This window comes from Amycolatopsis sp. NPDC041971, from assembly GCF_055588925.1.
Genome location: NZ_JBVJCE010000033.1, coordinates 12,020 through 32,982 on the forward strand (window position 1 = coordinate 12,020; position 20,963 = coordinate 32,982).

21 protein-coding genes and 3 tRNA genes are annotated in these 20,963 nt (G+C 68.0%); 10 read left to right on the forward strand and 14 right to left on the reverse strand.

The genetic code is table 11. The annotated features are described in order from the left end of the window. Positions 1 to 263: 263 nt before the first annotated feature. Positions 264 to 650, reverse strand: a complete 387-nt coding sequence (gene rplL, locus ACZ6DT_RS39350) for a 50S ribosomal protein L7/L12 (RefSeq protein WP_396556881.1) — start codon at positions 648 to 650, stop codon at positions 264 to 266. A gap of 48 nt (positions 651 to 698) precedes the next feature. Beyond that, positions 699 to 1,250, reverse strand: coding sequence for a 50S ribosomal protein L10 (gene rplJ, locus ACZ6DT_RS39355; RefSeq protein ID WP_276366346.1), 552 nt, complete (start codon positions 1,248 to 1,250; stop codon positions 699 to 701). Between the two features lie 328 nt (positions 1,251 to 1,578). On the opposite strand from rplJ, the gene ACZ6DT_RS39360 reads away from it, so the two are divergent. Continuing rightward, positions 1,579 to 2,421: a hypothetical protein gene (locus ACZ6DT_RS39360; protein ID WP_465604917.1), complete on the forward strand. Its 843-nt coding sequence runs from the start codon at positions 1,579 to 1,581 to the stop codon at positions 2,419 to 2,421. A 157-nt stretch (positions 2,422 to 2,578) separates the two neighbouring features. On the opposite strand, the gene ACZ6DT_RS39365 is transcribed toward ACZ6DT_RS39360, so the two are convergent. The 6 genes from ACZ6DT_RS39365 to ACZ6DT_RS39390 form a co-directional block, all read right to left on the reverse strand. Beyond that, the gene (locus tag ACZ6DT_RS39365) at positions 2,579 to 3,343 is read right to left on the reverse strand and encodes an alpha/beta fold hydrolase (RefSeq protein ID WP_465604919.1); all 765 of its coding nucleotides are present in this window, start codon (positions 3,341 to 3,343) and stop codon (positions 2,579 to 2,581) included. 77 nt (positions 3,344 to 3,420) lie between these two features. Beyond that, complete coding sequence (rplA, locus tag ACZ6DT_RS39370) at positions 3,421 to 4,134, reverse strand: 50S ribosomal protein L1 (RefSeq protein WP_465604922.1); 714 nt, start codon at positions 4,132 to 4,134, stop codon at positions 3,421 to 3,423. An 81-nt stretch (positions 4,135 to 4,215) separates the two neighbouring features. Next, positions 4,216 to 4,650 (reverse strand): 50S ribosomal protein L11, encoded by a 435-nt coding sequence (gene rplK, locus ACZ6DT_RS39375; protein ID WP_020633284.1) that lies wholly within the window; start codon positions 4,648 to 4,650, stop codon positions 4,216 to 4,218. A gap of 78 nt (positions 4,651 to 4,728) precedes the next feature. Next, the gene (gene nusG, locus ACZ6DT_RS39380) at positions 4,729 to 5,586 is read right to left on the reverse strand and encodes a transcription termination/antitermination protein NusG (RefSeq protein WP_465604925.1); all 858 of its coding nucleotides are present in this window, start codon (positions 5,584 to 5,586) and stop codon (positions 4,729 to 4,731) included. A gap of 77 nt (positions 5,587 to 5,663) precedes the next feature. After that, positions 5,664 to 6,116: a preprotein translocase subunit SecE gene (gene secE, locus ACZ6DT_RS39385; protein WP_465604928.1), complete on the reverse strand. Its 453-nt coding sequence runs from the start codon at positions 6,114 to 6,116 to the stop codon at positions 5,664 to 5,666. Between the two features lie 27 nt (positions 6,117 to 6,143). Beyond that, positions 6,144 to 6,216: transfer RNA gene (locus ACZ6DT_RS39390), tRNA-Trp, on the reverse strand. Positions 6,217 to 6,422: 206 nt separating this feature from the next. Between ACZ6DT_RS39390 and ACZ6DT_RS39395 the strand changes: the two genes are divergently transcribed. The 3 genes from ACZ6DT_RS39395 (at position 6,423) to ACZ6DT_RS39405 (ending at position 9,568) form a co-directional block, all read left to right on the forward strand. Further along, the gene (locus ACZ6DT_RS39395) at positions 6,423 to 7,652 is read left to right on the forward strand and encodes a pyridoxal phosphate-dependent aminotransferase (RefSeq protein ID WP_465604931.1); all 1,230 of its coding nucleotides are present in this window, start codon (positions 6,423 to 6,425) and stop codon (positions 7,650 to 7,652) included. Continuing rightward, positions 7,649 to 8,545, forward strand: coding sequence for a TIGR03619 family F420-dependent LLM class oxidoreductase (locus ACZ6DT_RS39400; protein WP_465604934.1), 897 nt, complete (start codon positions 7,649 to 7,651; stop codon positions 8,543 to 8,545). The genes ACZ6DT_RS39395 and ACZ6DT_RS39400 overlap by 4 nt, the downstream gene beginning before the upstream one ends. 156 nt (positions 8,546 to 8,701) lie before the next feature. Beyond that, the gene (locus ACZ6DT_RS39405; RefSeq protein WP_465604936.1) at positions 8,702 to 9,568 is read left to right on the forward strand and encodes an SGNH/GDSL hydrolase family protein; all 867 of its coding nucleotides are present in this window, start codon (positions 8,702 to 8,704) and stop codon (positions 9,566 to 9,568) included. A 436-nt stretch (positions 9,569 to 10,004) separates the two neighbouring features. Here ACZ6DT_RS39405 and ACZ6DT_RS39410 read toward each other — a convergent pair whose 3' ends face one another. From ACZ6DT_RS39410 to ACZ6DT_RS39435, 6 genes are all read right to left on the reverse strand, one after another. After that, a complete protein-coding gene (locus tag ACZ6DT_RS39410) occupies positions 10,005 to 10,409 on the reverse strand; it encodes a MaoC/PaaZ C-terminal domain-containing protein (protein WP_465604938.1) in 405 nt (134 codons plus the stop codon). Continuing rightward, entirely contained in the window at positions 10,406 to 10,855 is a 450-nt protein-coding gene (locus ACZ6DT_RS39415; RefSeq protein WP_465604941.1) for a MaoC family dehydratase N-terminal domain-containing protein, read from the reverse strand. Before ACZ6DT_RS39415 ends, ACZ6DT_RS39410 begins: the two co-directional genes overlap by 4 nt. 90 nt (positions 10,856 to 10,945) lie before the next feature. Further along, entirely contained in the window at positions 10,946 to 11,110 is a 165-nt protein-coding gene (gene rpmG, locus ACZ6DT_RS39420; protein WP_005152047.1) for a 50S ribosomal protein L33, read from the reverse strand. Between the two features lie 45 nt (positions 11,111 to 11,155). Beyond that, positions 11,156 to 11,228, reverse strand: a tRNA-Met gene (locus ACZ6DT_RS39425). Between the two features lie 50 nt (positions 11,229 to 11,278). Further along, positions 11,279 to 11,351: transfer RNA gene (locus tag ACZ6DT_RS39430), tRNA-Thr, on the reverse strand. Positions 11,352 to 11,432: 81 nt separating this feature from the next. Then, positions 11,433 to 14,048 (reverse strand): putative bifunctional diguanylate cyclase/phosphodiesterase, encoded by a 2,616-nt coding sequence (locus ACZ6DT_RS39435; RefSeq protein WP_465604944.1) that lies wholly within the window; start codon positions 14,046 to 14,048, stop codon positions 11,433 to 11,435. Between the two features lie 290 nt (positions 14,049 to 14,338). Between ACZ6DT_RS39435 and ACZ6DT_RS39440 the strand changes: the two genes are divergently transcribed. The 6 genes from ACZ6DT_RS39440 to ACZ6DT_RS39465 all read left to right on the forward strand — a co-directional run bounded on the left by ACZ6DT_RS39440 (position 14,339) and on the right by ACZ6DT_RS39465 (position 20,819). After that, on the forward strand, positions 14,339 to 15,277 hold the full coding sequence (locus tag ACZ6DT_RS39440) for a GNAT family N-acetyltransferase (RefSeq protein WP_465604947.1): 939 nt from the start codon (positions 14,339 to 14,341) through the stop codon (positions 15,275 to 15,277). A gap of 39 nt (positions 15,278 to 15,316) precedes the next feature. Beyond that, positions 15,317 to 16,165 (forward strand): SAM-dependent methyltransferase, encoded by an 849-nt coding sequence (locus tag ACZ6DT_RS39445; protein ID WP_465604950.1) that lies wholly within the window; start codon positions 15,317 to 15,319, stop codon positions 16,163 to 16,165. Between the two features lie 167 nt (positions 16,166 to 16,332). Further along, positions 16,333 to 18,786 carry an endopeptidase La gene (gene lon / locus ACZ6DT_RS39450; RefSeq protein ID WP_465604952.1) on the forward strand — a complete coding sequence of 818 codons (2,454 nt, stop codon included), beginning with the start codon at positions 16,333 to 16,335 and terminating at the stop codon, positions 18,784 to 18,786. A gap of 175 nt (positions 18,787 to 18,961) precedes the next feature. Next, complete coding sequence (locus ACZ6DT_RS39455; protein WP_465604955.1) at positions 18,962 to 19,162, forward strand: hypothetical protein; 201 nt, start codon at positions 18,962 to 18,964, stop codon at positions 19,160 to 19,162. Further along, positions 19,159 to 19,662: a hypothetical protein gene (locus ACZ6DT_RS39460; protein WP_465604958.1), complete on the forward strand. Its 504-nt coding sequence runs from the start codon at positions 19,159 to 19,161 to the stop codon at positions 19,660 to 19,662. The genes ACZ6DT_RS39455 and ACZ6DT_RS39460 overlap by 4 nt, the downstream gene beginning before the upstream one ends. Beyond that, a complete protein-coding gene (locus ACZ6DT_RS39465; RefSeq protein WP_465604960.1) occupies positions 19,659 to 20,819 on the forward strand; it encodes an alkaline phosphatase PhoX in 1,161 nt (386 codons plus the stop codon). The genes ACZ6DT_RS39460 and ACZ6DT_RS39465 overlap by 4 nt, the downstream gene beginning before the upstream one ends. The last annotated feature ends 144 nt before the right edge of the window (positions 20,820 to 20,963 follow it).

Here is a 20,963-nt window from a genome sequence, read left to right on the forward strand (position 1 = left end):
GGTGGTTTGGTTGTGTCTACCTAAAGAAGGAGGGTCCGGGTGGGGGCCCCCTCTCCGCCCCTTTCTCCCCCCCTCCCCCCTTCCCCCCCCCCCCCCCCCCGATCCGGCGCACTGGGCGCGCTCAGGTACTTAGCGTGGCTACGCGTCGCGATTAGGGGGCTAAAGGCGCTCCGGCCCGAGGCTGGAGACAGCGAAGGGGCGGGCATCCGTGCTGGATGCCCGCCCCTTCGACGGTGCTGCGGTAGGCGCTGACGCGCCCAAGATCACTTGATGGTGATCTTGGCGCCCGCGGCCTCGAGCTTCTCCTTGGCGGCCTCGGCGGCCTCCTTGTCGACCTTCTCCAGGAGGGCCTTGGGAGCGGCCTCGACCAGCTCCTTGGCCTCCTTCAGGCCCAGGCCCGAGACGACCTCACGGACGACCTTGATGACCTGGATCTTCTTCTCACCGGCGGACTCGAGGACGACGTCGAACTCGTCCTGCTCCTCGGCGGCCGGGGCGGCAGCGGCACCCGGGGCGGCGGCGACAACGGCGGCCGGGGCGGCCGCGGTGACGTCGAAGGTGGTCTCGAATTCCTTCACGAACTCGGACAGCTCAAGAAGGGTGAGCTCCTTGAAGGCGTCGATCAGCTCGGTGGTGCTCAGCTTCGCCATGGTGGCTTTCCTCTCTGAAACGAACTAAAAGTTCGGGGTGGGGGGTGTTCAGCTCTCGGCGGGTGCTTCGGCTGCTTCGGTACCGGCGTTGCGCTGCTTGTCCTCCAGCGCGGCAGCCAGGCGAGCGACCTGGGACGCCGGCGCCTGGAACAGCGCGGCAGCCTGGGACAGCTTCGCCTTGAACGCGCCCGCCGCCTTGGCGAGCAGGACCTCACGGCTGTCGAGATCGGCGATCTTGGTGATCTCGTCCACGGACAGCGTCTTGCCGTCCATGTAACCGCCCTTGATCACAAGCGCGTTGTTGTCCTTCGCGAAGTCGCGAAGCGCCTTCGCGGCGTCAACAGCTTCACCTTCGACGAAGGCGATCGCGGTCGGGCCGACGAACAGGTCTTCAAGGCCCTCGATGCCCGCGTCCGTGGCGGCACGCTTGACGAGGGTGTTCTTCGCGACCCGGTACTTGGCACTGGTGCCGAGAGCGCGGCGCAGCTGGGACAGCTGGGACACGGAGAGGCCGGTGTACTGGGTAACGACTGTGGCCGAGCTGCTGCGGAAGCTCTCCGCGATCTCGGCGACGGCCGCCTCCTTGTCGGGCTTCGCCATGGTCGCCTCCTCTCTTGGCTAGTGATCCACTGGCCTTGAGAGCCCTGAAACGACGAAACGCCCCAGCGCAGACAGGCGCGGGGCGTCAGGGCACACGACGGCATACGTCGTGAGCGAGCCTCGTTCCTCCTGCGCGGGTCGCCCGCCCTAGCGGGGCCTTCGTTCTCCAGGCCAGATGACCAGGAGAAGACCAGCGGTCTTCGGTAGAACCTTGACAAGAGTACGTGACCCTGTTTCGGCCTTCGCACGGACCCCCGCCGGATCGCGTTCAGCCCGCTAAACGCGACCGGCGGAGTGCACAGGAGGACTCGCGAGGCATCATGGTGACGTGGCGGAGCAGCGTGATGACGGAAAGCCGGGCAACGAGCCCGGCACGGACATCGAGCCCAAGGCGGGAGGTCAGCCCGCGCCTCGGCTGGACGAGGAGCAACTGCGCCAGTTCCAGCAGTTTCAGCAGTTCCAGGACTATTTGAAGTTCACCGAGGCGCAGAACCAGGGCTTGGTGCCGTCCCAGCCTGCCCGGCCCGTCACCCAGAACTACGGGCAGCCGCCGGTCCCCCCGGGGCCGCCTCCCGGTGAGCTCGTCAAGGCTCCTCGGCCGCGGGTGCCGCGCTGGCTGCGACGTCTGGGCGGAAAGCTCCTCGCCTGGGTCATCGTGATCTTGCTGATCTGCGTCGGGGCCACCATCGCCTACCGGCAGATCTTCCCCAGCGACTCCGGGCAGGACACGGCGACGTTCGTCCAGGGCGGCGGCGGCAAGCACCGCACCAACCAGGTGCTTTCGACCAATCCCTGGGAGTCCGTGCGGGCCATCTACGACACGATCGGCAAGCCGTACCCGCCCGCCACCCGGATCGAGAAGGTCTGCCTGTCGATGAGTGAGCAGGCGCAGGCCCAGTTCGCCCGCGACCTCGGCTACCCGGACTGCGCGACCGCCGTCCCGGCCCTGAACGCCAAGGTCACCGACATCACACCGTACATCTACGCGGTACGCCCGATGTCGAGTGTGGTCCCGCGACAGAACCTGACTATCCACTCTTGCTGGTACAACATCCGCGGAGGCCCCCTGCTGGGCAGCTTCACCCTGCAGGAAGTCGAGATGGGCCAGTGGCTGATCACCGGACACGCGAACTCCCCCGAGCCCTGCCCCGCACCCCCGACCGGCAACTGACCTGGCTTCCTCCCGCCGCATCGCGATTAGGGGCTAAACGCAAGTGCCCGCCGGATCGCGATTAGCCCGCGAAACGCAAGTGCCCGCCGGATCGCGATTAGCCCGCGAAACGCAAGTGCGCGCCGGATCGCGATTAGGGGGCTAAACGCGACGCGGGTCAGAGGTCGTGCGAGGTCAGGAAGCCGGTCAGCGCCGAGCCGAAGGCGGGGTGCATGACGGCGGTCAGGTGATCACCGGGGACGCGGACGAGGCGGGCGCCGGCGATGGCGGCGGCCAGGCGTTCGGGTTCCGCGGCCAGCGGGTCGGTGTCCCCGGCGAGGATCAGGGTCGGCACGGCGATCGCCGTCAAGTCCAGCTTCGGATTCGCCGTCCCGCGGGCGACGGCCGCGAGCGCGATCCGGTCCGCCCGCAACGCGTCGGCGAGGACGCGGAAAGGCGCCGAAGACGGCGGAAGCGTCGAAGGGTCCTCCGCCAGCAGAGCGTCGCTGATCGCCTTCGGTGTGACGACGCGGGTGTCCACCCCGCCGAAGTCGACGATCCCCGAGCCGACCCCGCCGATCGCGAGGCACCGGATCCGCGGGTCGGCGGCCACCGCGCCGAGCGCGATCATCGCGCCCATCGAGTAGCCGACCATCGACACCTCGTCGAGGTTCAGCGTGTCGAGCAACGCCGACACGTCGCGGACCATCGCGTCATCGCCGTAGCTCGCCTCGTCGTGCGGCTTCGCCGACCGTCCGTGGCCGCGCGCGTCCAGGCTGATCACGGTCAGCCCCGCGTCCTGGAGGGTGTCGACGACGCCCGGCGCTATCCAGTTGGCGTTCGTGTCCGCGGCGAAGCCGTGCTGCAGCAGCACCGGACGCCCTTTACCTTCCCAAACGGTGTAGCTCAGCTGAAGCCCGTCGAACGACGCGAAGGTAGGCATGCCCTCAAGCAAACACGAAAAAGGGGCGGCCCCGCCGTAGCGGGACCGCCCCCTTCTCAGTGATGTCTAACTCAGACTCACGCGTCCTCGGAGAGGAGGTTGCGGGTCCGGGCGGGGTCGACCGGGATACCCGGGCCCATCGTCGTGGAGACGACGACCTTGCGCAGGTAGCGCCCCTTCGCCGACGACGGCTTGGCGCGGAGGACCTCGTCCAGCGCGGCCGCGTAGTTCTCCACCAGCTTCTCGGTGTCGAACGAGGCCTTGCCGATGACGAAGTGCAGGTTGGCCTGCTTGTCCACGCGGAAGTTGATCTTACCGCCCTTGATGTCCGTCACGGCCTTCGCGACCGCGGGGGTCACGGTGCCGGTCTTCGGGTTCGGCATCAGGCCACGCGGGCCGAGGATGCGGGCGATACGTCCGACCTTGGCCATCTGGTCCGGCGTCGCGATCGCGGCGTCGAACTCGAGCCAGCCACCCTGGATGCGCTCGATCAGTTCGTCGGTGCCGACCACGTCCGCGCCGGCGGCCTCGGCCTCGGCGGCCTTGTCACCGACGGCGAAAACAATGACGCGGGCGGTCTTACCGGTGCCGTGCGGCAGGTTCACGGTGCCGCGGACCATCTGGTCGGCCTTGCGAGGGTCGACACCGAGGCGCATCGCGACCTCGACGGTGGCGTCCATCTTCGCGGAGGAAGTCTCCTTGGCCAGCTTCGCGGCCTCGAGCGGGGCGTAGAGCCGCTCGCGGTCCACCAGCTCAAGAGCCTTGCGGTAGGCCTTGCTGTGCTTGGGCATTGCTTCTGTCCTTAACTCTTCAACGGATCAGTGTGGTGTTGGAGCCAGCACTGGCTCTCCCACGGTGGAGCCGGGTGGAACTCAGTCGACGACCGTGATGCCCATCGAGCGGGCGGTGCCGGCGATGATCTTCGCGGCCTGGTCGATGTCGTGCGCGTTCAGGTCGGATTCCTTGGTCTTCGCGATGTCGCGGACCTGGTCCCAAGTGACCTTGGCGACCTTGGTCTTGTGCGGCTCGCCAGAACCCTTCTCCACGCCCGCGGCCTTCAGCAGCAGCTTCGCGGCCGGCGGCGTCTTGAGCTTGAAGTCGAACGAGCGGTCTTCGTACACGGAGATCTCGACCGGGACGACGTCCCCACGCTGCGACTCGGTCGCGGCGTTGTAGGCCTTGCAGAACTCCATGATGTTGACGCCGTGCTGACCCAGCGCGGGGCCGACCGGCGGCGCGGGGTTGGCCGCGCCCGCCTTGATCTGCAGCTTGATGATCGCCGCAAGCTTCTTCTTCTTGGGTGGCATTTCGTTTGTTCCTTCTTACTGACTTGAGTCCCCCGCACACCTGCCAGTACGCGGGGACTGCCGGCCGTCTGGCGGCCGTCAGATCTTGGAGACCTGGTTGAACGACAGCTCGACCGGGGTCTCCCGGCCGAAGATCGACACCAGGACCTTCAGCTTCTGCCCGTCCACGTTGACCTCGGAGATCGTCGCGGGCAGCGTCGCGAACGGGCCGTCCATGACGGTGACCGACTCGCCGATCTCGAAGTCGACCTCGACCGCGGGGCCACCCAGCTGCGACTCGGAAGCGGCGGCCTCGCCCTTGCCGGACTTGGCGGCCGTGGCCGTCTCGACCTTGGGCGCGAGGAACTTGAGCACCTCTTCCACGGTCAACGGCGACGGACGCGACGTGGCGCCGACGAACCCGGTGACACCCGGCGTGTTGCGCACCGCGCTCCACGAGGCGTCGTTCAGGTCCATCCGGACCAGGATGTAGCCGGGCAGCACCTTGCGCTGCACCTGCTTGCGCTGGCCGTTCTTGATCTCGGTGACCTCTTCGGTCGGGACCTCGATCTGGAAGATGTAGTCCTCGACGTCCAGGGTCTGGGTCCGGGTCTCGAGGTTGGTCTTCACCTTGTTCTCGTAACCCGCGTACGAGTGCACGACGTACCACTCACCGGGAGCGGCGTTGAGTTCCGCGCGCATCTTCGCGACCGGGTCGACGTCCTCGTCGGCTTCGGCGGCGGTGTCGTCGGCTGCGTCGGCTGCGTTGTCGTCGGGCTCGCCGGAGGCCTCTTCGGCCTCCGCGACATCTCCGGCTTCGTCGACCTCGTCGCCTGCGGCGGGCACCTCGACGGAGTCCAGGTGCTCGGACTGCTCGTCGCCGAGTGCCGCGTGCACCTGCTCGTCGGAAAGCTCGGTCAGCTCATGACCGGCTGCTGTGCCGTTGTCGGAGGTCACGTTCCGTCCTCTCAGTTGATCGGTTGCCGTGGCGCAAGGCAGGCGTGCGGCGCGCTCACGCCCCGCGACCGGCTGCCTCAGCTGCCGAAGACGGCACCGACGACCTCTTTGAAGGCCAGGTCGAGGCCGCTCACCAGCGCCACCATGAACACCACGAAGACCAGCACCACCGCGGTGTAGGTGACCATCTGCTTGCGGTTCGGCCAGATGACCTTGCGCAGCTCGGCCCAGACTTCGCGGATGAAGCGCATCAGCCGGGCGAAGATCGACGCCTGCTTCGGCTTGCGGTCGCGCTTCGGAGTCGCCGTGCTCTTGGCGTCCTTGGACTTCTCGGTCTTGTCCCCGGCCTTCGCCTTGCCGGCGGGGCGGGTCTTGTCATCCGACTTGGCGTCGGCCTTACCGGACGGGCGCGCGGACGCACGGCGCTCACGCCGGGCAGCGGCGGTCACCGGGCGGGACTGCTCGTCGGGCTTCCGCCCGGCGCCGTCCTGCGCCTTCTCACCGCTGGCGTCGCTGTCGCTCACGACCACTCCTCCGCCTTCACCAGTTCGCTTACGCAGGGGTGACAGGACTTGAACCTGCAACCTGCGGTTTTGGAGACCGCTGCTCTGCCAATTGAGCTACACCCCTTTGGAGCCCCGATGGTCTGGAGCTCCCGAGGACGCATTCCATCGTCCCCACCGCCGTGGCGGGGATGACCGTAGTGCGTTCCGAGACCAGAAGTCTACGGCAACCCCGGAACAGCTTCGCAACCGCGCCCCTCAAAGCGGCGTGGAGCAGCCTTCCGCGAGGAAACTCCCCCACGGCCGACCCCATGATCGTGCCACGATGTCGCCATGAGCGCTCCCGCACCCTCGCTTTCGCCGGCTTCCCGCGTCTCGGCCCGCATCGGCGGCATCACGCCGTCGGCCACGCTGGCCGTCGACGCGAAGGCCCGGGCGCTCAAGGCGCAGGGTCGTCCGGTGATCGGCTTCGGCGCCGGGCAGCCGGACTTCCCCGCCCCGGCCAACGTGCTCGAAGCCGCCGAAGCGGCCGTCCGCGACAAGGTCAATCACGGCTACACCGCCGCGGGCGGGCTGCCGGAGCTGCGTGAGGCGATCGCGGCGAAGACCGTGCGCGACTCCGGGTACGAGGTCGACCCCGGCCGCGTCCTGGTGACCAACGGCGGCAAGCAGGCGGTCTATTCGGCGTTCGCGACGCTGCTCGACCCTGGCGACGAGGTGCTGCTGCCCGCGCCGTACTGGACGACGTACCCGGAGTCGATCGTCCTCGCGGGCGGGGTCCCGGTGCAGGTCACGGCCGACGAGACGACGGGTTATCTGGTCACCGTCGAGCAGCTGGAAGCCGCCAGGACGCCGCGCACGAAGGTGCTGCTGTTCGTGTCGCCGTCGAACCCGACCGGCGCGGTGTACCCGCGCGAACAGGTCGAGGCGATCGGGCGCTGGGCGCACGAAAACGGCCTCTGGGTCATCACCGACGAGATCTACGAGCACCTGGTCTACGACGGTGCCGAAGCGCCCTCGATGCCCGTCCTGGTCCCGGAACTCGCCGACCGGACGATCGTCCTCAACGGGGTCGCGAAGACGTACTCGATGACCGGCTGGCGGGTGGGCTGGCTGCTCGGCCCGCAGGACGTGGTCAATGCGGCGACCGCGTACCAATCGCACTTGTGCGGCAACGTTTCGAACGTCGCGCAACGGGCCGCGCTGGCCGCGGTGAGCGGTCCGCTCGACGCCGTTCACGCGATGCGCGAAGCGTTCGATTCCCGGCGAAAGACGGCGCTTTCCCTGCTTTCCGAAATCCCTGGGGTCGAGACGCCGGTGCCGCTCGGCGCCTTCTATGTCTACCCGTCAGTGAAAGCCTTGCTGGGCAAGGAGATTCGCGGCGAACGACCGGCCGACACGGTCGCGTTGGCCGAGCTGATCCTGCGCGAAGCCGAAGTCGCCGTGGTGCCCGGCGAAGCGTTCGGGACGCCGGGGTACTTCCGGATTTCCTATGCACTGAACGAAAACGATCTCGCCGAGGGGATCGCCAGGATGGGCCGGCTGCTCGCGGAAGCACGGTGACCGCGATGCGTCTGGGAATCGCCCTTCCGCAATACGGTCCCCTCGCTTCGCTGGAGGCCGTCCCCGGTTTCGCCGCGGCCGCCGAGGAACTCGGGTACGAGTCGTTGTGGGTCGGGGATCGGGTGCTGGCCCCGGTTTCGCCGTCGGACTTCTATCCCGGCGGCACACCGGAGCGGCCTTATCCGCCGGAGTTCGTCACCTTCGCCGATCCGCTGATCCTGCTGACGGTGGCCGCGACCGTCACCCAAACGGTCCGGCTCGGCACCAGCACCCTCACCGGAACGGTGTATCCGGCCGTGGTGCTCGCGCGGATGCTGACCTCGCTGGATCAGGTGAGCGGCGGCCGTCTGGATGTCGGGCTGGGCACTGGCTGGCTTCGCGACGAGTACACCGCGACGGGGACGCCTTGGAAGGGCCGCGGCAAGCAACTGGAAGAGCTCCTTGACGTCCTTCGGGAGTTCTGGACCGGCGATCCGGTCGAACACGAAGGCAAACGCTGGCGGATCCCGGCGTCGAAGGTGGGGCTGCGCCCGGCTCAGAGCCCGCATCCGCCCGTGTTGCTTGGCGGGTTTTCGGCGGCGGCGCTGGACCGCGTCGGCCGCCGCGCGGACGGCTGGCTGCCCGCCGGACTGCCCGCGCCCTATCTCGCGAAGCTCTGGGAAACCGTGGTGAGCGCCGCCGAGAAGGCGGGGCGTGACCCCGGTGCGCTGCGGCGGGTGCTGCGGATCAACCCGAAACCCGGAACGGCTCTCAAGGACGTCGCCGCGGAGCTGGCGGCGGCCGCCGAAACCGGGATCACCGAGGCCTTCGTCGACCCGCACTACCTCGCGCGGGACGTCACCCATGCCCTCGATCTCGCCGCGGAGCTGCGCGGCCTCGTGCCGAAAGACTGAAGGACTACCCACCTAGACTGTGATCCACATCTCACACATCCGGGATCACCCGCTCACTTGTCCTTCACCGACGGTCGACCGATGACAAAAGTGACCCAGGTCGCGTAAAACGAACGGGTGACGCAGCGAAGAACTGGCGGGGGTTGCCTCCTCCTGGTGATCGTGCTGTCCGTCCTGGGGATCGCCTACCACCTGTGGGAGCGTGGCACGTCGGTGACACCGGCGGGCGTCACCACTTCGGATGGCTCGGGCCGGTACGTGGCGCTGGGGGATTCCTACACGGCTTCGCCCGGCACCGGACGTCCCGTGGGCGCGCCGACGGGCTGCGGCCGCTCGGACAACAACTATCCGCGCCTGCTCGCCGCGAAGCTGCGCCCGGCCGAGTTCGTCGATGTCAGCTGCGGTGGCGCCACGACCGAACACCTCACCGGCGAACAGACGACCCCTGAGGGCACGAACGCTCCGCAGCTCGACGCCGTCGATGGCGACACGACGCTGGTGACCGTCGGGATCGGCGGCAACGACGTGGGCTTCGTCGGTTTCGCGAGCCAGTGCACGACGCAGCAGCAGACCGCTTCGCCTTGTAAGACCCAACTGACCGCTGGCGGCCGCGACCAGCTCGTCGAGCGGATCACCGCCGCGGCGGACCGGCTTGGCGGAATCCTGGACCAGATCCACTCGAAGGCCCCTTCGGCGCGCATCGTGGTCGTCGGCTACCCGACGGTGCTCCCGGACGACGACGCCGGTTGCTGGCCGGTCCTGCCGGTCGGCACGGGGGACGTGGCCTACTTCCGCGACTCGCTGAAGCGACTGAACACGGCGCTGCGAGAGACGGCGAAGGAACACGAAGCGGGCTTCGCCGACATGTCGATAGCGAGCAAGGGGCGCGACATGTGCAGCGCCGCGAACCGGCGATGGGTCGAAGGCCCCGCGCCTTCGGTGCCCGCGGCGCCGCTGCACCCGAACGCGCGGGGTGCGGAAGGCATGGCGGAGGTCATCGAAAAGCTACTCAAGGTCGCTTAAGCGTCTATCGGGGCCCGTCGAGGTGGCGTGGCGGGCCGGCGCCTGAACGGTGCGACTGACGGGGCACGCGAGGTGTCACTCAGGGGCAAGGCCGTGTCCGGTAAGCCTGTCCGCGGTCTTCGCGCACAGACTTACCGGACACGGCCTTGCCCGCATGATCGGACCTGTCACGCGGGACTGTGTGGATTTCGGGTCATCTAACGCCCCGAAATCCACACAGTGGGCATCATTTGGTCCGGTCATGCGCCTCGCCGCCGCTTAAGCACGCGAAGCAGGCTTTCTTAAGCTCGCGAAGCCCCTTCGCGTCCCTACGCCAGCCGAGACGGATCCCTCGCCGACTCGCTGACCTGCGAAAAGAGAGCAAGGGTCCTTTGCTCTCGCTTACTTAGGCATGCTAAGCGACGCTAGCAAAGGTCCCTTGCTATCACTTTTCGGGTCAGGAGCGGACGACCGCTTGCGCCTTGCCCAGGACGGTCTTGCCCTCGAACTTGGCGGTGATGTCGATGCGAGCGGTGCCGTCGTCGTTCACCACGGCGACCTTGCCGGTGAACTCGATCGTCGCGGCGCCGCCGTTCGGCACGACCACGGGGCGCGTGAAGCGCGCGAAGTAGTCGACGAGGCGGCCGGGGTCGCCGAGCCAATCGGTGACGAGCCGCGCCCCGAGCGCCATGGTCAGCATCCCGTGCGCGATGACGTCCGGCAGGCCGACCTCCTTGGCGAAGGCCTCGTTCCAGTGGATGGGGTTGAAGTCCAGCGCAGCGCCGGCGTAACGCACCAGCTGGTCCCTGGTGACGTCGACGGTCAGCGGCGTCAGTTCTTCTCCGGCGGTGAACGTGCTCACGCGCCCTCCCCTCGGACCACGAGCTGGGCGTACGTGGTGGCGATCGGGCCGCCGTCGGCGCCGGAGATCTCGGCGCGCAGGTTGATGAAGTCGTTCCCGGCGCGGGTCATGATGTTGTCGATGTGCGTGGTCAGCGACAGGACGTCGCCCGCGTGCACCGGCCGCGTGTAGGTGAACCGCTGATCACCGTGGACCATCCGCGAATAGTCGAGGCCCAGCTCCGGGTCGGAGACGATCGCGTTGATCGAAGCGAGGTTGATGATCGTGAGGAACGTCGGCGGCGCGATGACGTCGGGGTGACCGGCCGCCTTCGCCGCTTCGGTGTCGCGGTAGAGCGGGTTCGTGTCGCCGAGCGCGTCGGCGAACTCCCGGATCTTCTCGCGACTCACTTCATAGGTACTGGTCGGCGGGTACGCCCGCCCGGTGAACGACTGGTCCAAGGCCACCCGAGCAGGCTACCGAACCCGGAAATGCCCGAAGCCGCCCTGGTGGTGACCAGGACGGCTTCAGGTGAGACTGGTAGAACCGCTAGACGCTCAGCGGGTCTCTTTGTGAGTCCGGTGCGTACCGCAGTTCGGGCAGAACTTCTTCATCTCCAGGCGATCCGGGTTGTTGCGCCGGTTCTTCTTGGTGATGTAGTTGCGGTGCTTGCACTCCTCACACGCGAGCGTGATCTTCGGTCGCACGTCAGTGGCAGCCACAGCATTTCCTTCTCTACTAGGCCTGGGATACCCAGGATTACCGCGTAGCGGTGGCCGGACTTGAACCGGCGACACAGCGATTATGAGCCGCTTGCTCTGCCAGCTGAGCTACACCGCCCTTACATACCCCTAACCGCGACACGCTTGCGTGACGCGGCTGAGGTTGCGAGCCCCTTTACGGAATCGAACCGTAGACCTTTTCCTTACCATGGAAACGCTCTACCGACTGAGCTAAAGGGGCCTTGTCCTCTCACGAGGACTTGGAAAGATTAGCAACACCTCCGTGAGGCCCGTGAAGGAGGGGTCACTTTACCGCAAAACCTCAGGTCAGCAGGGTCAAGACCGTCTCGGAGTGTCGCCCTGGAGAGCGCGCCGTGCGGGCTTGCAGCCACGCCTCCAGGCGGTCCTCCGGCAGCGGCCGCGAGATGAGGTAGCCCTGTGCCACGTCACATCCCATGGCCTCGAGCTGATCCCGCGCGACGTCCTCTTCGACGCCCTCCGCCACGACCGTGAGGCCCAGCGAGTGGCCCAGTTCGACGATGGAGCGCACGACGGCGAGGTCGCCGAGGTCCGTGCCCATGCCGAGGACGAAGCTCTTGTCGATCTTGACCTGGTCGACCGGGAGCTGTCGCAGGTAGGCCAGCGACGAGTAACCGGTGCCGAAGTCGTCGACGGCGAGCACGATGCCCAGCGAGTGCAGTTCCCGCAGAATCGGCAGCGCCTTCTGCGGGTCGGACATCACACCGGACTCGGTGAGCTCGAAGGTGAGCAACTCGGGCGGGATGCCGAAGCGGTCGAGTTCGCGCGCGACCTTCGTCGGGAAGTCCTCGTCGGCCAGGTTCCGCACCGACAGGTTCACGGCGGCGGAGATGCGCAGGCCTTCGTCGAGCCACTTCCGCACGCGCTTCAACGACTCTTCGAGCACGAACGAGGTCAGGACGCCGATGAGGCCCGCCGCTTCGATCGCCGGGACGAACTCGTCCGGGCCGAGCCTGCCGAACTCCGGATGCATCCAGCGCACGAGCGCCTCGACACCCTGGATCTGCCGGTTCGGCAAGGTGATCTTCGGCTGATAGTGGACGCTCAGCTGGCCCTCTTCGAGCGATTGCCGGAACTGCGTCACCATCTGGAACCGGCGCATGAAGATCTGGCCCATGCTGGCCATGTAGCCGCGGACCTCTTCACCGCCCTTGGTCGCGCGGACGGCGACGTCGGCGCGTTGCAGGAGCCCGTCGACGTCGACCTGGTCGTCGTCTTCCGCCGACGAGGTGGCGTAACCGATCATCGCGTTGGCTTCGACGGAGAGCCGGTCCACCGGGTACGGGGCGACCAGTTCCGCGCGGAGCAGCTCCGCGGCGGCTTGAGCGCGTTCCGGCGCGCAGCCCACGAGGAGCGCCGCGAAGGACGCGCCTTCGAGCCGGGCGAGCGGGACGTCGGGGCCGAGCGCGTCGCGGATCCGGCGGCCCGCGGCGATGACCATCCGATCGGCCCATACGTAGCCGAGGGCGTCGCTGACGGTGGAGAAGACGTCCAGGTCGACCCGCAGCACGACCGCGTCGACCTGTTCCCGCAACGGTTCCTTGGCGACTTGGCGGAAGCCCGGCCGGTTGAGCAGGCCGGTCAGCGGATCGTGATAGGCGTCGTGACGCAGGGTCGCGAGCAGGCGCCGGTTGTCCAGCGAGGTCGCGAGGTGGCTGGCCATCGTGCCGAGCAGCTGGACGTCGTACTTGCCGAAACCACGCCAGCGGGACAGCCTGTCGTGCGCTTCGACGACGCCGAGGAGCTGGTTCGCACTGCGCAGCGGGACGACGAGCGCCTCCTGCGCGCCGCGGTCGAGCAACGCGGAGCGGACGTCGGGGTTGGCTTCGGTGATCCGGAAATGCCGGACGTGCGCGCCGGGCAGGCGCAGCAGCGGGTCGTCGGCGGCCGGGTCGACGGGAGGGAGTTCGTCGCCTGCGACGACCATCCGCATGGTGTCCTTGGGTTCCAGCCGCAGCCTGAGCACGACACGACCGGCGGCCAGCTGGTCCTTGATGCGTTCGGCGATGGTCGCCCACTCGCGGACGTCGACGCCGCCGACGAGTTCGTCGGCTCGTCCGGCGGGCCGCGCGGCGGCCTGTTGACCGGATCGGGCGACCATCAGGCTGACGTCGGACAACGCTTCCATGTCGCGCTGTTCGCGCAGCAGATCCGAGTACGCCCAGTACAACGCGGTGAGCCCGAGGAAGACGGCCAGCACGAGCGGCCAGGCCTTCGGCGTACCGGAAATGACCAAATAACCGGAAAGACCGACCGAAGCGTTGACGAAGCCGACGACCAGGATGCGGCCGGTCAGCCGGATCGCGGTGCTGACCCGCATGCGGCGGCGCAGCACGCGGACGGCGGCGAGCGCGAGCAGCGTGCTGACCAACGGCGCGGTCAAAGTGCCTGCCAGCGCGGCGATCCAGGTCATGTCGTGAGCGCCGGAGGCCTGTTTCACCAGTCCCGCCACGGCGAACGCGCCGGTGATCTCCAGCAGGAAGGCGCCGGCGTTGTAGAGGACGCGGCCCGCGACCTTGCGGGCCAGCAGTGTTCCGATGCCCGCCGCGAGATGTGCGGCGAGCACGACTTCGAAGGGAGCGACGAAGAATCCGATGACCAGCGGGATCTCGGTGAACGAGATCGTCCACGAGATGCCGCTGCGGACGTCGACGTTGATGCCGAGCTGTTCGGCGAGCAGGAACGCGAGCGCGAGGATCGGCCCGATCCACAACAGATCGTCCGAAGCCTCGAAATCCAGCCAGAGGCTGACCGCGGCCGCGGCGGCGATGCCCATGGTGAGTACCGCGAAGGTGTAGACGCGGAACCGTCGCTCGTCGGTACGAGCCTCCGTAACGGCGCCTCCCTTGCCCGCTGTCGCCTGTGCGGCGCTCCCGGGCCTGCCGTTCGTGTCCGGCATCCGACCTTCCTTCCCGGCTGCCCAACCGGTCCTGTCCCACCGCGACCTCGCGGACGAGGGCAATACAGTACCCCGGAGGGTGCACCCAAGTCCCATTCGAGACAGTATGAGATCACCCCAGGGTTAACAATGGGCGCGTCGCGCTGACCTGCGTGGACCACGGGGTGAAATGGGAGCGTTATTCGCGTTCCTTCCGACTACCGGAAGTCACCTGAAGCCACACCGCGGCCAATCTCGTGAAGTTCCCGGCGGACCCGTCGGTATCCCCCGGCAGGGGCTTGAATAGCCCTATGAATAGCCACGCCATCGCCGCCGGGCATGCCGAACGGCTCGCCACCGTGGACGCCCTGCTCCCCGAAATGCCTGCACTGGAGCCTGTCGAGGGTGCCGTGTCACTCTCCGCGACAGAAGGCGACTCAGCCGCCGCCGGTTTGTCGGTACGGACTGAGGCGGGTCCCGATTCCGCTGACTCTCCGTGGCGGGCCCTCGTCGAACACCGTCTCGAAGCGCGACTTACCGGTCCTCGCCCGGAAGCGGCCCTTAACGCATTACTCACCCGATGGGATGAACATCTGAAGACCGTGGCCCCACCAGGAGATGTCGAGACGGCGGCGACCGTGGTGCGGCCCAGCCGGGACTCCCCCGGTTCGGCCGAATTGCTGCGCCGCGGTTTCGCGCCGGTGCTGGTGATCGCGGTCCGGCCGGCCGACCGGCTCGCGGTGACGGGACCGCCCGCCACCCCCGGAGTGCACATCCGGCCCGCCGAAGCTGATGATCTCGAAACCGCCGTCGGACTCGAGCTGGAATTGCAGCGTTATGACGCGCAGTTCGGTTCTGCCACCTTGCGCGATGGCGCGGAGGAAGCGATCGCCGCGAACCTGTCGAAACACCTGGGCCGGGAGAACCCGACGTTGTGGATCGCCGAGTTGTACGGACGTCCGCTGGGCATGGTGCGGGTGCAGTTCCCCGGCGAGACGGCGTGGGTCGGCGGCCGGGTCGCGGCCGACCGGGTCGGCTACCTGTCGTCACTGGCGGTGGCCGAACCGGCGCGTTCGAGCGGGGTGGGGACCGCGCTCGCCGCGCACGCGCATCAGGTCTTCGACGAATGCGGCACCGAAGCCGTGCTGCTGCACCACGCTCTCGCGAACCCGCGCTCGACGCCGTTCTGGTACGCGCAGGGCTACCGGCCGCTCTGGACCTACTGGCAGCGGCGGCCGGCGGTCTACTGATCCCGATAGGCTCTTTCGCAGAGGATCTAGGGGGTTTCTGTGACAAGGGACGATGACGCGGCCCCGGTGGCGCCGACCGGGGTCGACACCGAAAAGCCGTCCGCGGCGAGGATCTACGACTGGTTTCTCGGCGGGACCCACAACTGGGCGGTCGATCGCGAGTTCGCCCGCGCGCTGGAACGGCAGTGGCGGTGGGTCAAACCGGGGGCGCGGCACAACCGCGAGTTCATGAACCGTGTCGTGCGCGCCGCGCTGAACGCGGGGATCCGGCAGTTCATCGATCTGGGTTCCGGTGTCCCGACAGCCGGGAACGTGCACGAGATCCTTCAGGAAGAACTGGAGTCGGGTGACACGGCGAAGGTCGTGTACGTCGACTACGAGCCTGTCGCGGTGGCGCACGCGGAGCTGATCCTCGAACGGCACGAGGCGACCGACTGGGCCGGAATCGTCCATGCGGACATGCGGCGGCCGAAGGACGTTCTGCGGCATCCGGAAACGTTGCGGCTGATCGACTTCGACCAGCCGGTGTGCCTGATGATGATGGCCGTGCTGCATTTCGCCGGGCCGCACGACGATCCGCCCGCGCTGGTCGCGACCTACCGGAACGCGCTGGCGCCGGGCAGCTGGCTGGGGCTGTCGCACATGAGCTTCGGCGGCCAGACCGGCGAGGACGCCGACGGGCTCCACTGGATGGTCGAGCAGTACCGGAAGACGAGCAACCCGGTGTGGATGCGAGACCGCGAAGAGATCGAGCCGCTCTTCGGGGACTGGTCGCTGCTGGAGCCCGGCATCGTCCACCTGCCCGACTGGCGACCGGTGCGGGAGCTGCGGCGGGACGAGAAAGGCGCCCGGCCGTTCGCCTGGTGCGGCGTCGCCACCCACCCCTGACATCCGACCTCTGACCCAGACGCGTCGCCTTTAGCGGGCTAAACGCGACGCTTTCCCGCGCAGAGGTCGGAGGGGTGGGTGATCGCTGACGGCGAACGCGGAAAGGAAACAAACGGGTCGATCGGAGAGTTGAGCTAAGCAGACTCAACTAACCGAGGAGTGCACAGATGACCGACAACCGCCTCCTGCCCGTTCTCCCGCTCGATGACGACGTCGTGCTGCCGGGCATGATCGTCCCGCTCGACCTCGCCGACACGGAGACGCGGGCCGCGGTGGAGTCCGCCCAGGCCAACACGCCTGCCCAGACTTCCTTCCCGGGGATCCGGTCCAGCGCCGCCACCAAGGCCGAGGTGCTGATCGTCCCCCGCGTCCACGGCGAGTACGCCGGACTCGGCACCATCGCGACCGTCGAGCGCATCGGGCGCGTGCCCGGCGGTAAGACCGCGGTGCTGCTGCGCGGCACCCGCCGCGCCGTCGTCGGCCGCATCGCCGACGGTCCCGGCGCCGCCCGCTGGGTGCACGCCGAGGTCGCCACCGAGACCACGGACGACAACTCCGCGAAGCTCGCGTCCGACTACAAGAGCGTCGTCCTCGCGATCCTCCAGCAGCGTGGCGGCTGGCAGATGATCGACGCCGTCCAGGAGGTCGAGGATCCGTCCGCGCTCGCCGACCTCGCGGGCAACTCGTCGTACCTGAAAACCGGGCAGAAGCTCGAACTGCTCTCGGCGCTCGATGTTTCGGCACGGCTCGAAAAGGCGCTCGAATGGAGCCGCGAGCAGCTGGCCGAACTCGAGGTGACCGACACCATCCGCAAGGACGTCCAGGAGGGCATGGAGAAGCAGCAGAAGGAATTCCTGCTGCGCCGCCAGCTCGAAGCGATCCGCAAGGAGCTGGGCGAACTCGACGGCACGGCCGGTGACGACGACTACCGCGCCCGCGTCGAGGCCGCCGAGCTGCCGGACGCGGTCAAGAAGGCCGCACTGTCCGAAGTGGACAAATTGGAGCGGACCTCCGACCAGTCCCCCGAGGGCGGCTGGATTCGCACGTGGCTGGACACCGTCCTCGAACTGCCGTGGAACGAGCGCACCACCGACGTCCACGACATCGCCGCCGCGCGGGACATCCTCGACGCCGATCACGCCGGTCTCGACGATGTGAAGGAACGCATCATCGAGTACTTGGCCGTGCGCAAGCGTCGCGCGGAGTCGGGGCGCGGCCCGGTCGGCGGACGACGCGGGACCGAGGCGGGGCGAAGCTCCGTTGAGGGTGGTGGTGGTGGGCGAGGGGCCGGCGCCGTGCTGGCGCTCGCCGGTCCTCCCGGGGTCGGCAAGACGTCGCTCGGCGAGTCCGTGGCGAAGGCGATGGGCCGCGAGTTCGTGCGCGTGGCGCTCGGCGGTATCCGCGACGAGGCCGAGATCCGCGGTCACCGCCGCACCTATGTCGGCGCGCTGCCCGGCCGGATCGTCCGCGCCATCAAGGAAGCCGGTTCGATGAACCCGGTCGTACTGCTCGACGAGATCGACAAGGTCGGCACCGACTACCGCGGCGATCCGACGGCCGCGCTGCTGGAGGTGCTGGACCCGGAGCAGAACCACACGTTCCGCGACCACTACCTCGAGGTCGAACTGGACCTGTCCGACGTCGTGTTCCTCGCGACGGCGAACGCGCTCGAGACCATCCCCGGCCCGCTGCTGGACCGGATGGAGCTGGTCTCGCTCGATGGCTACACCGAGGACGAGAAGGTCACCATCGCCCGCGACCACCTGCTCCCCCGCGAGCTGGATCGCGCCGGGCTCGGCAAGGACGACGTCACGCTGACCGACGGCGCGTTCAGCCGCATCGCCGCCGAGTACACGCGGGAAGCCGGGGTGCGCAACGCGAACCGGACCATCGCGAAGGTGCTGCGGAAGGTGGCGACCAAGGTCGCGCTGGACGAGGTCGAGTTGCCGCTGACGATCGACGCCGACGGGCTCGAGACCTACCTCGGCCGCCCGCGGCACCTGCCGGAGTCCTCACTGCCCGCGTCGACCCAGCGCACGTCGACCCCCGGCGTGGCGACCGGGCTGGCCGTGACCGGCGCCGGCGGTGACGTCCTCTACATCGAGGCGTCGCTGGCGGATCCGGAGTCCGGCTCGACCGGGCTGCAACTGACCGGTCAGCTCGGCGAGGTCATGAAGGAGTCGGTGCAGATCGCGTTGTCGTACCTGCGCTCGCACGGCGCCGAACTGGAACTCCCGGTCGGCGACCTGAAGGACCGCGGCATCCACGTGCACGTCCCCGCGGGCGCGGTGCCCAAGGACGGGCCGAGCGCCGGCATCACGATGACGACCGCGCTGGCGTCCCTGCTTTCGGGCCGGGTCGTGAAGTCGGACGTCGCGATGACCGGTGAGGTGTCGCTGACCGGACGGGTGCTGCCGATCGGCGGGGTCAAGCAGAAGTTGCTGGCCGCGCACCGGGCGGGGATGAAGACGGTGATCATCCCGCAGCGCAACGAGCCCGATCTGGACGACGTCCCGGCCGAAGTGCTGGCACAGCTGGACGTCCACGCCGTGGCGAACGTCCGCGACGTGCTGGACATCGCGTTGGCCCCAGCGACGGCTCCGGTCGCTCAAGTGGCGTAACGACGCGAGGCCCGACAGCCCTGAAGCCCCGGATCCCCCAAGGGTCCGGGGCTTTCGGCATTCCGGAATCCGGACGAACCCGGACATCGACTCACCTTAAACTCCCTATCACGTTTTGATAACGTGCAGTGCGTGCCACCCAGCCGGGGTGCGTGATCCTTGAGAGGGCAAGGTCATGAGTCAAGGAATTCTTTCCCCATCGCGGCCGAGGCGCAGATGCGTTTCGATCGGTCAGATCGTCTGCCTGAGCGTTCTCGCCACATTCACCACACTGCTGACCTTCGCCGGTACGAGCGCGCCGATCGCGGCGGGGGTCGCGATCGGGCTCTTCAGCACCGTCCTCGGCCGGACCGTGCCCGCACGGGCAAGCCGATGAACACGGAATCGGCGTTCATGGCGCATTTGCGCGAACTCCGCGACCGAAGCGGCCTCAGCATCCGCGCGCTGGCCGCCGCGACCGGCCGGTACCGCAGCACCTTGGCCGACACGCTGGCCCGCGACACCTTGCCCGGTAACGAAAACCAGATGAGAATCCTGCTTCGAGTCTTACTCCGCGCCACTCCGGGAGAGCCCGGGCTCGATGAGCATCTCGCCGTCTGGCGTCACCTGATCGGACGTCGCCACCACCGCAATGGCGGATACGCGCCTTTCGATCGACTACTGCTCGCTTTGGCCGTCGCGGAACAACGAGGCGGGGCCGACGCGCCCGGCCTCCGCAAAGCCCGGGAAATAGTGCTGAGCGAGGATTCCCTACGAAAGTTGTCTTCTCGTGGTAAGTACGCCGCGAATTCACCTGGAAGTCCCGTTCCGCCCGTACTCTCCGATCCGCTCCTTCCCGCACCACCACATCAGCGGATTTCTCGGAGGCACGAGTGAAGCGACGGAATTTCCTGCGCGCGGCCGTGGTCGGCGCCGGTGTCACGGCGTTCGGAAACAGGCTCTCGGGGGTGGCCCTCGCCGCACCCGCCCAGAACGGACCCAGCCCGTACGGCGCGCTCCAGGCGGCCGACGCGAACGGCATCCAGTTGCCGGCGGGATTCACCAGCCGTGTCATCGCCCGATCCGGCCAGAAGGTCGCGAGCACCGGGTACACCTGGCACAACGCCCCGGACGGCGGCGCGGTGTTCGCCGACGGCGGCGGCTGGATCTACGTGTCGAACTCCGAGATCACCCCGGGCGGTGGTGCGAGCGCGGTCAAATTCGACGCGAGCGGGAACATCACCGGCGCCCATCGCGTGCTGGCGAACACTCGCCAGAACTGCGCGGGTGGCAAGACTCCTTGGAACACCTGGCTTTCCTGTGAGGAGGTCGACCTCGGATTCGTCTACGAGTGCCAGCCGAACGGTCCGGCCACGGCCGCCGTCCAGCGGCCCGCGATGGGGAAGTTCAAACACGAGGCCGCGGCGGCCGACCCGGTGCGCAAGGTCGTCTACCTGACCGAAGACACTTCGGACGGCTGCTTCTACCGCTTCGTCCCGACGACCTGGGGCAACCTTTCCGCCGGCACGCTGCAGGTGCTGAAGGCGGGCACGGCGACATCGGGCAGCTTCACCTGGGCGAACGTGCCCGACCCCGACGGCTCCCCCACCGCCACCCGCAACCAGGTCTCCGGCGCCAAGCGGTTCAACGGCGGCGAAGGGCTGCACTACGCCAACGACACCGCGTGGTTCACCACCAAGGGTGACAACCGCGTCTGGCAGCTCAACCTGACGAACGGCACCTACGAACTGGCCTACGACGACTCGCTGGTCAGCCCCGGTTCGGCGCCGCTGACCGGCGTCGACAACGTCACCGGCACCTCGTCCGGCGATCTGTACGTCGCCGAAGACGGCGGCAACATGGAGATCTGCATCATCACACCGAACGACATCGTGGCGCCGTTCCTGCGCGTCAACGGGCAGAGCTCGTCGGAGATCTGCGGTCCCGCGTTCACCCCCGCCGGGAACCGCCTGTACTTCTCGTCGCAACGCGGCACCTCCGGTTCGTCCTCCGGCGGGATCACCTACGAGGTGACCGGCCCCTTCCGTTCCTGACACCGCGTGGGGGGGGGCCGGGGCGGGGGCCCCGCACGGGTTCGGCGGCGGTGCGGTGCTTCTCACGCCGCCAGGTCCCCAAGAAAAAGAGCCGCGCGAACGCGACGGCGGCGATCCCCAAATCCTGGAAGAACCCTGCGTCCT

Bases quoted from the DNA above. Each gene is read 5' to 3' on its own strand.
- rplJ (WP_276366346.1), bottom strand. From the start codon at position 1,250: ATGGCGAAGCCCGACAAGGAGGCGGCCGTCGCCGAGATCGCGGAGAGC.
- rplA (WP_465604922.1), bottom strand. From the start codon at position 4,134: ATGCCCAAGCACAGCAAGGCCTACCGCAAGGCTCTTGAGCTGGTGGAC.
- ACZ6DT_RS39460 (WP_465604958.1), top strand. From the start codon at position 19,159: ATGAACACGGAATCGGCGTTCATGGCGCATTTGCGCGAACTCCGCGAC.
- rplK (WP_020633284.1), bottom strand. From the start codon at position 4,650: ATGCCACCCAAGAAGAAGAAGCTTGCGGCGATCATCAAGCTGCAGATC.
- rplL (WP_396556881.1), bottom strand. From the start codon at position 650: ATGGCGAAGCTGAGCACCACCGAGCTGATCGACGCCTTCAAGGAGCTC.
- lon (WP_465604952.1), top strand. From the start codon at position 16,333: ATGACCGACAACCGCCTCCTGCCCGTTCTCCCGCTCGATGACGACGTC.
- ACZ6DT_RS39435 (WP_465604944.1), bottom strand. From the start codon at position 14,048: ATGCCGGACACGAACGGCAGGCCCGGGAGCGCCGCACAGGCGACAGCG.
- ACZ6DT_RS39365 (WP_465604919.1), bottom strand. From the start codon at position 3,343: ATGCCTACCTTCGCGTCGTTCGACGGGCTTCAGCTGAGCTACACCGTT.
- ACZ6DT_RS39395 (WP_465604931.1), top strand. From the start codon at position 6,423: ATGAGCGCTCCCGCACCCTCGCTTTCGCCGGCTTCCCGCGTCTCGGCC.
- ACZ6DT_RS39440 (WP_465604947.1), top strand. From the start codon at position 14,339: ATGAATAGCCACGCCATCGCCGCCGGGCATGCCGAACGGCTCGCCACC.
- ACZ6DT_RS39455 (WP_465604955.1), top strand. From the start codon at position 18,962: ATGAGTCAAGGAATTCTTTCCCCATCGCGGCCGAGGCGCAGATGCGTT.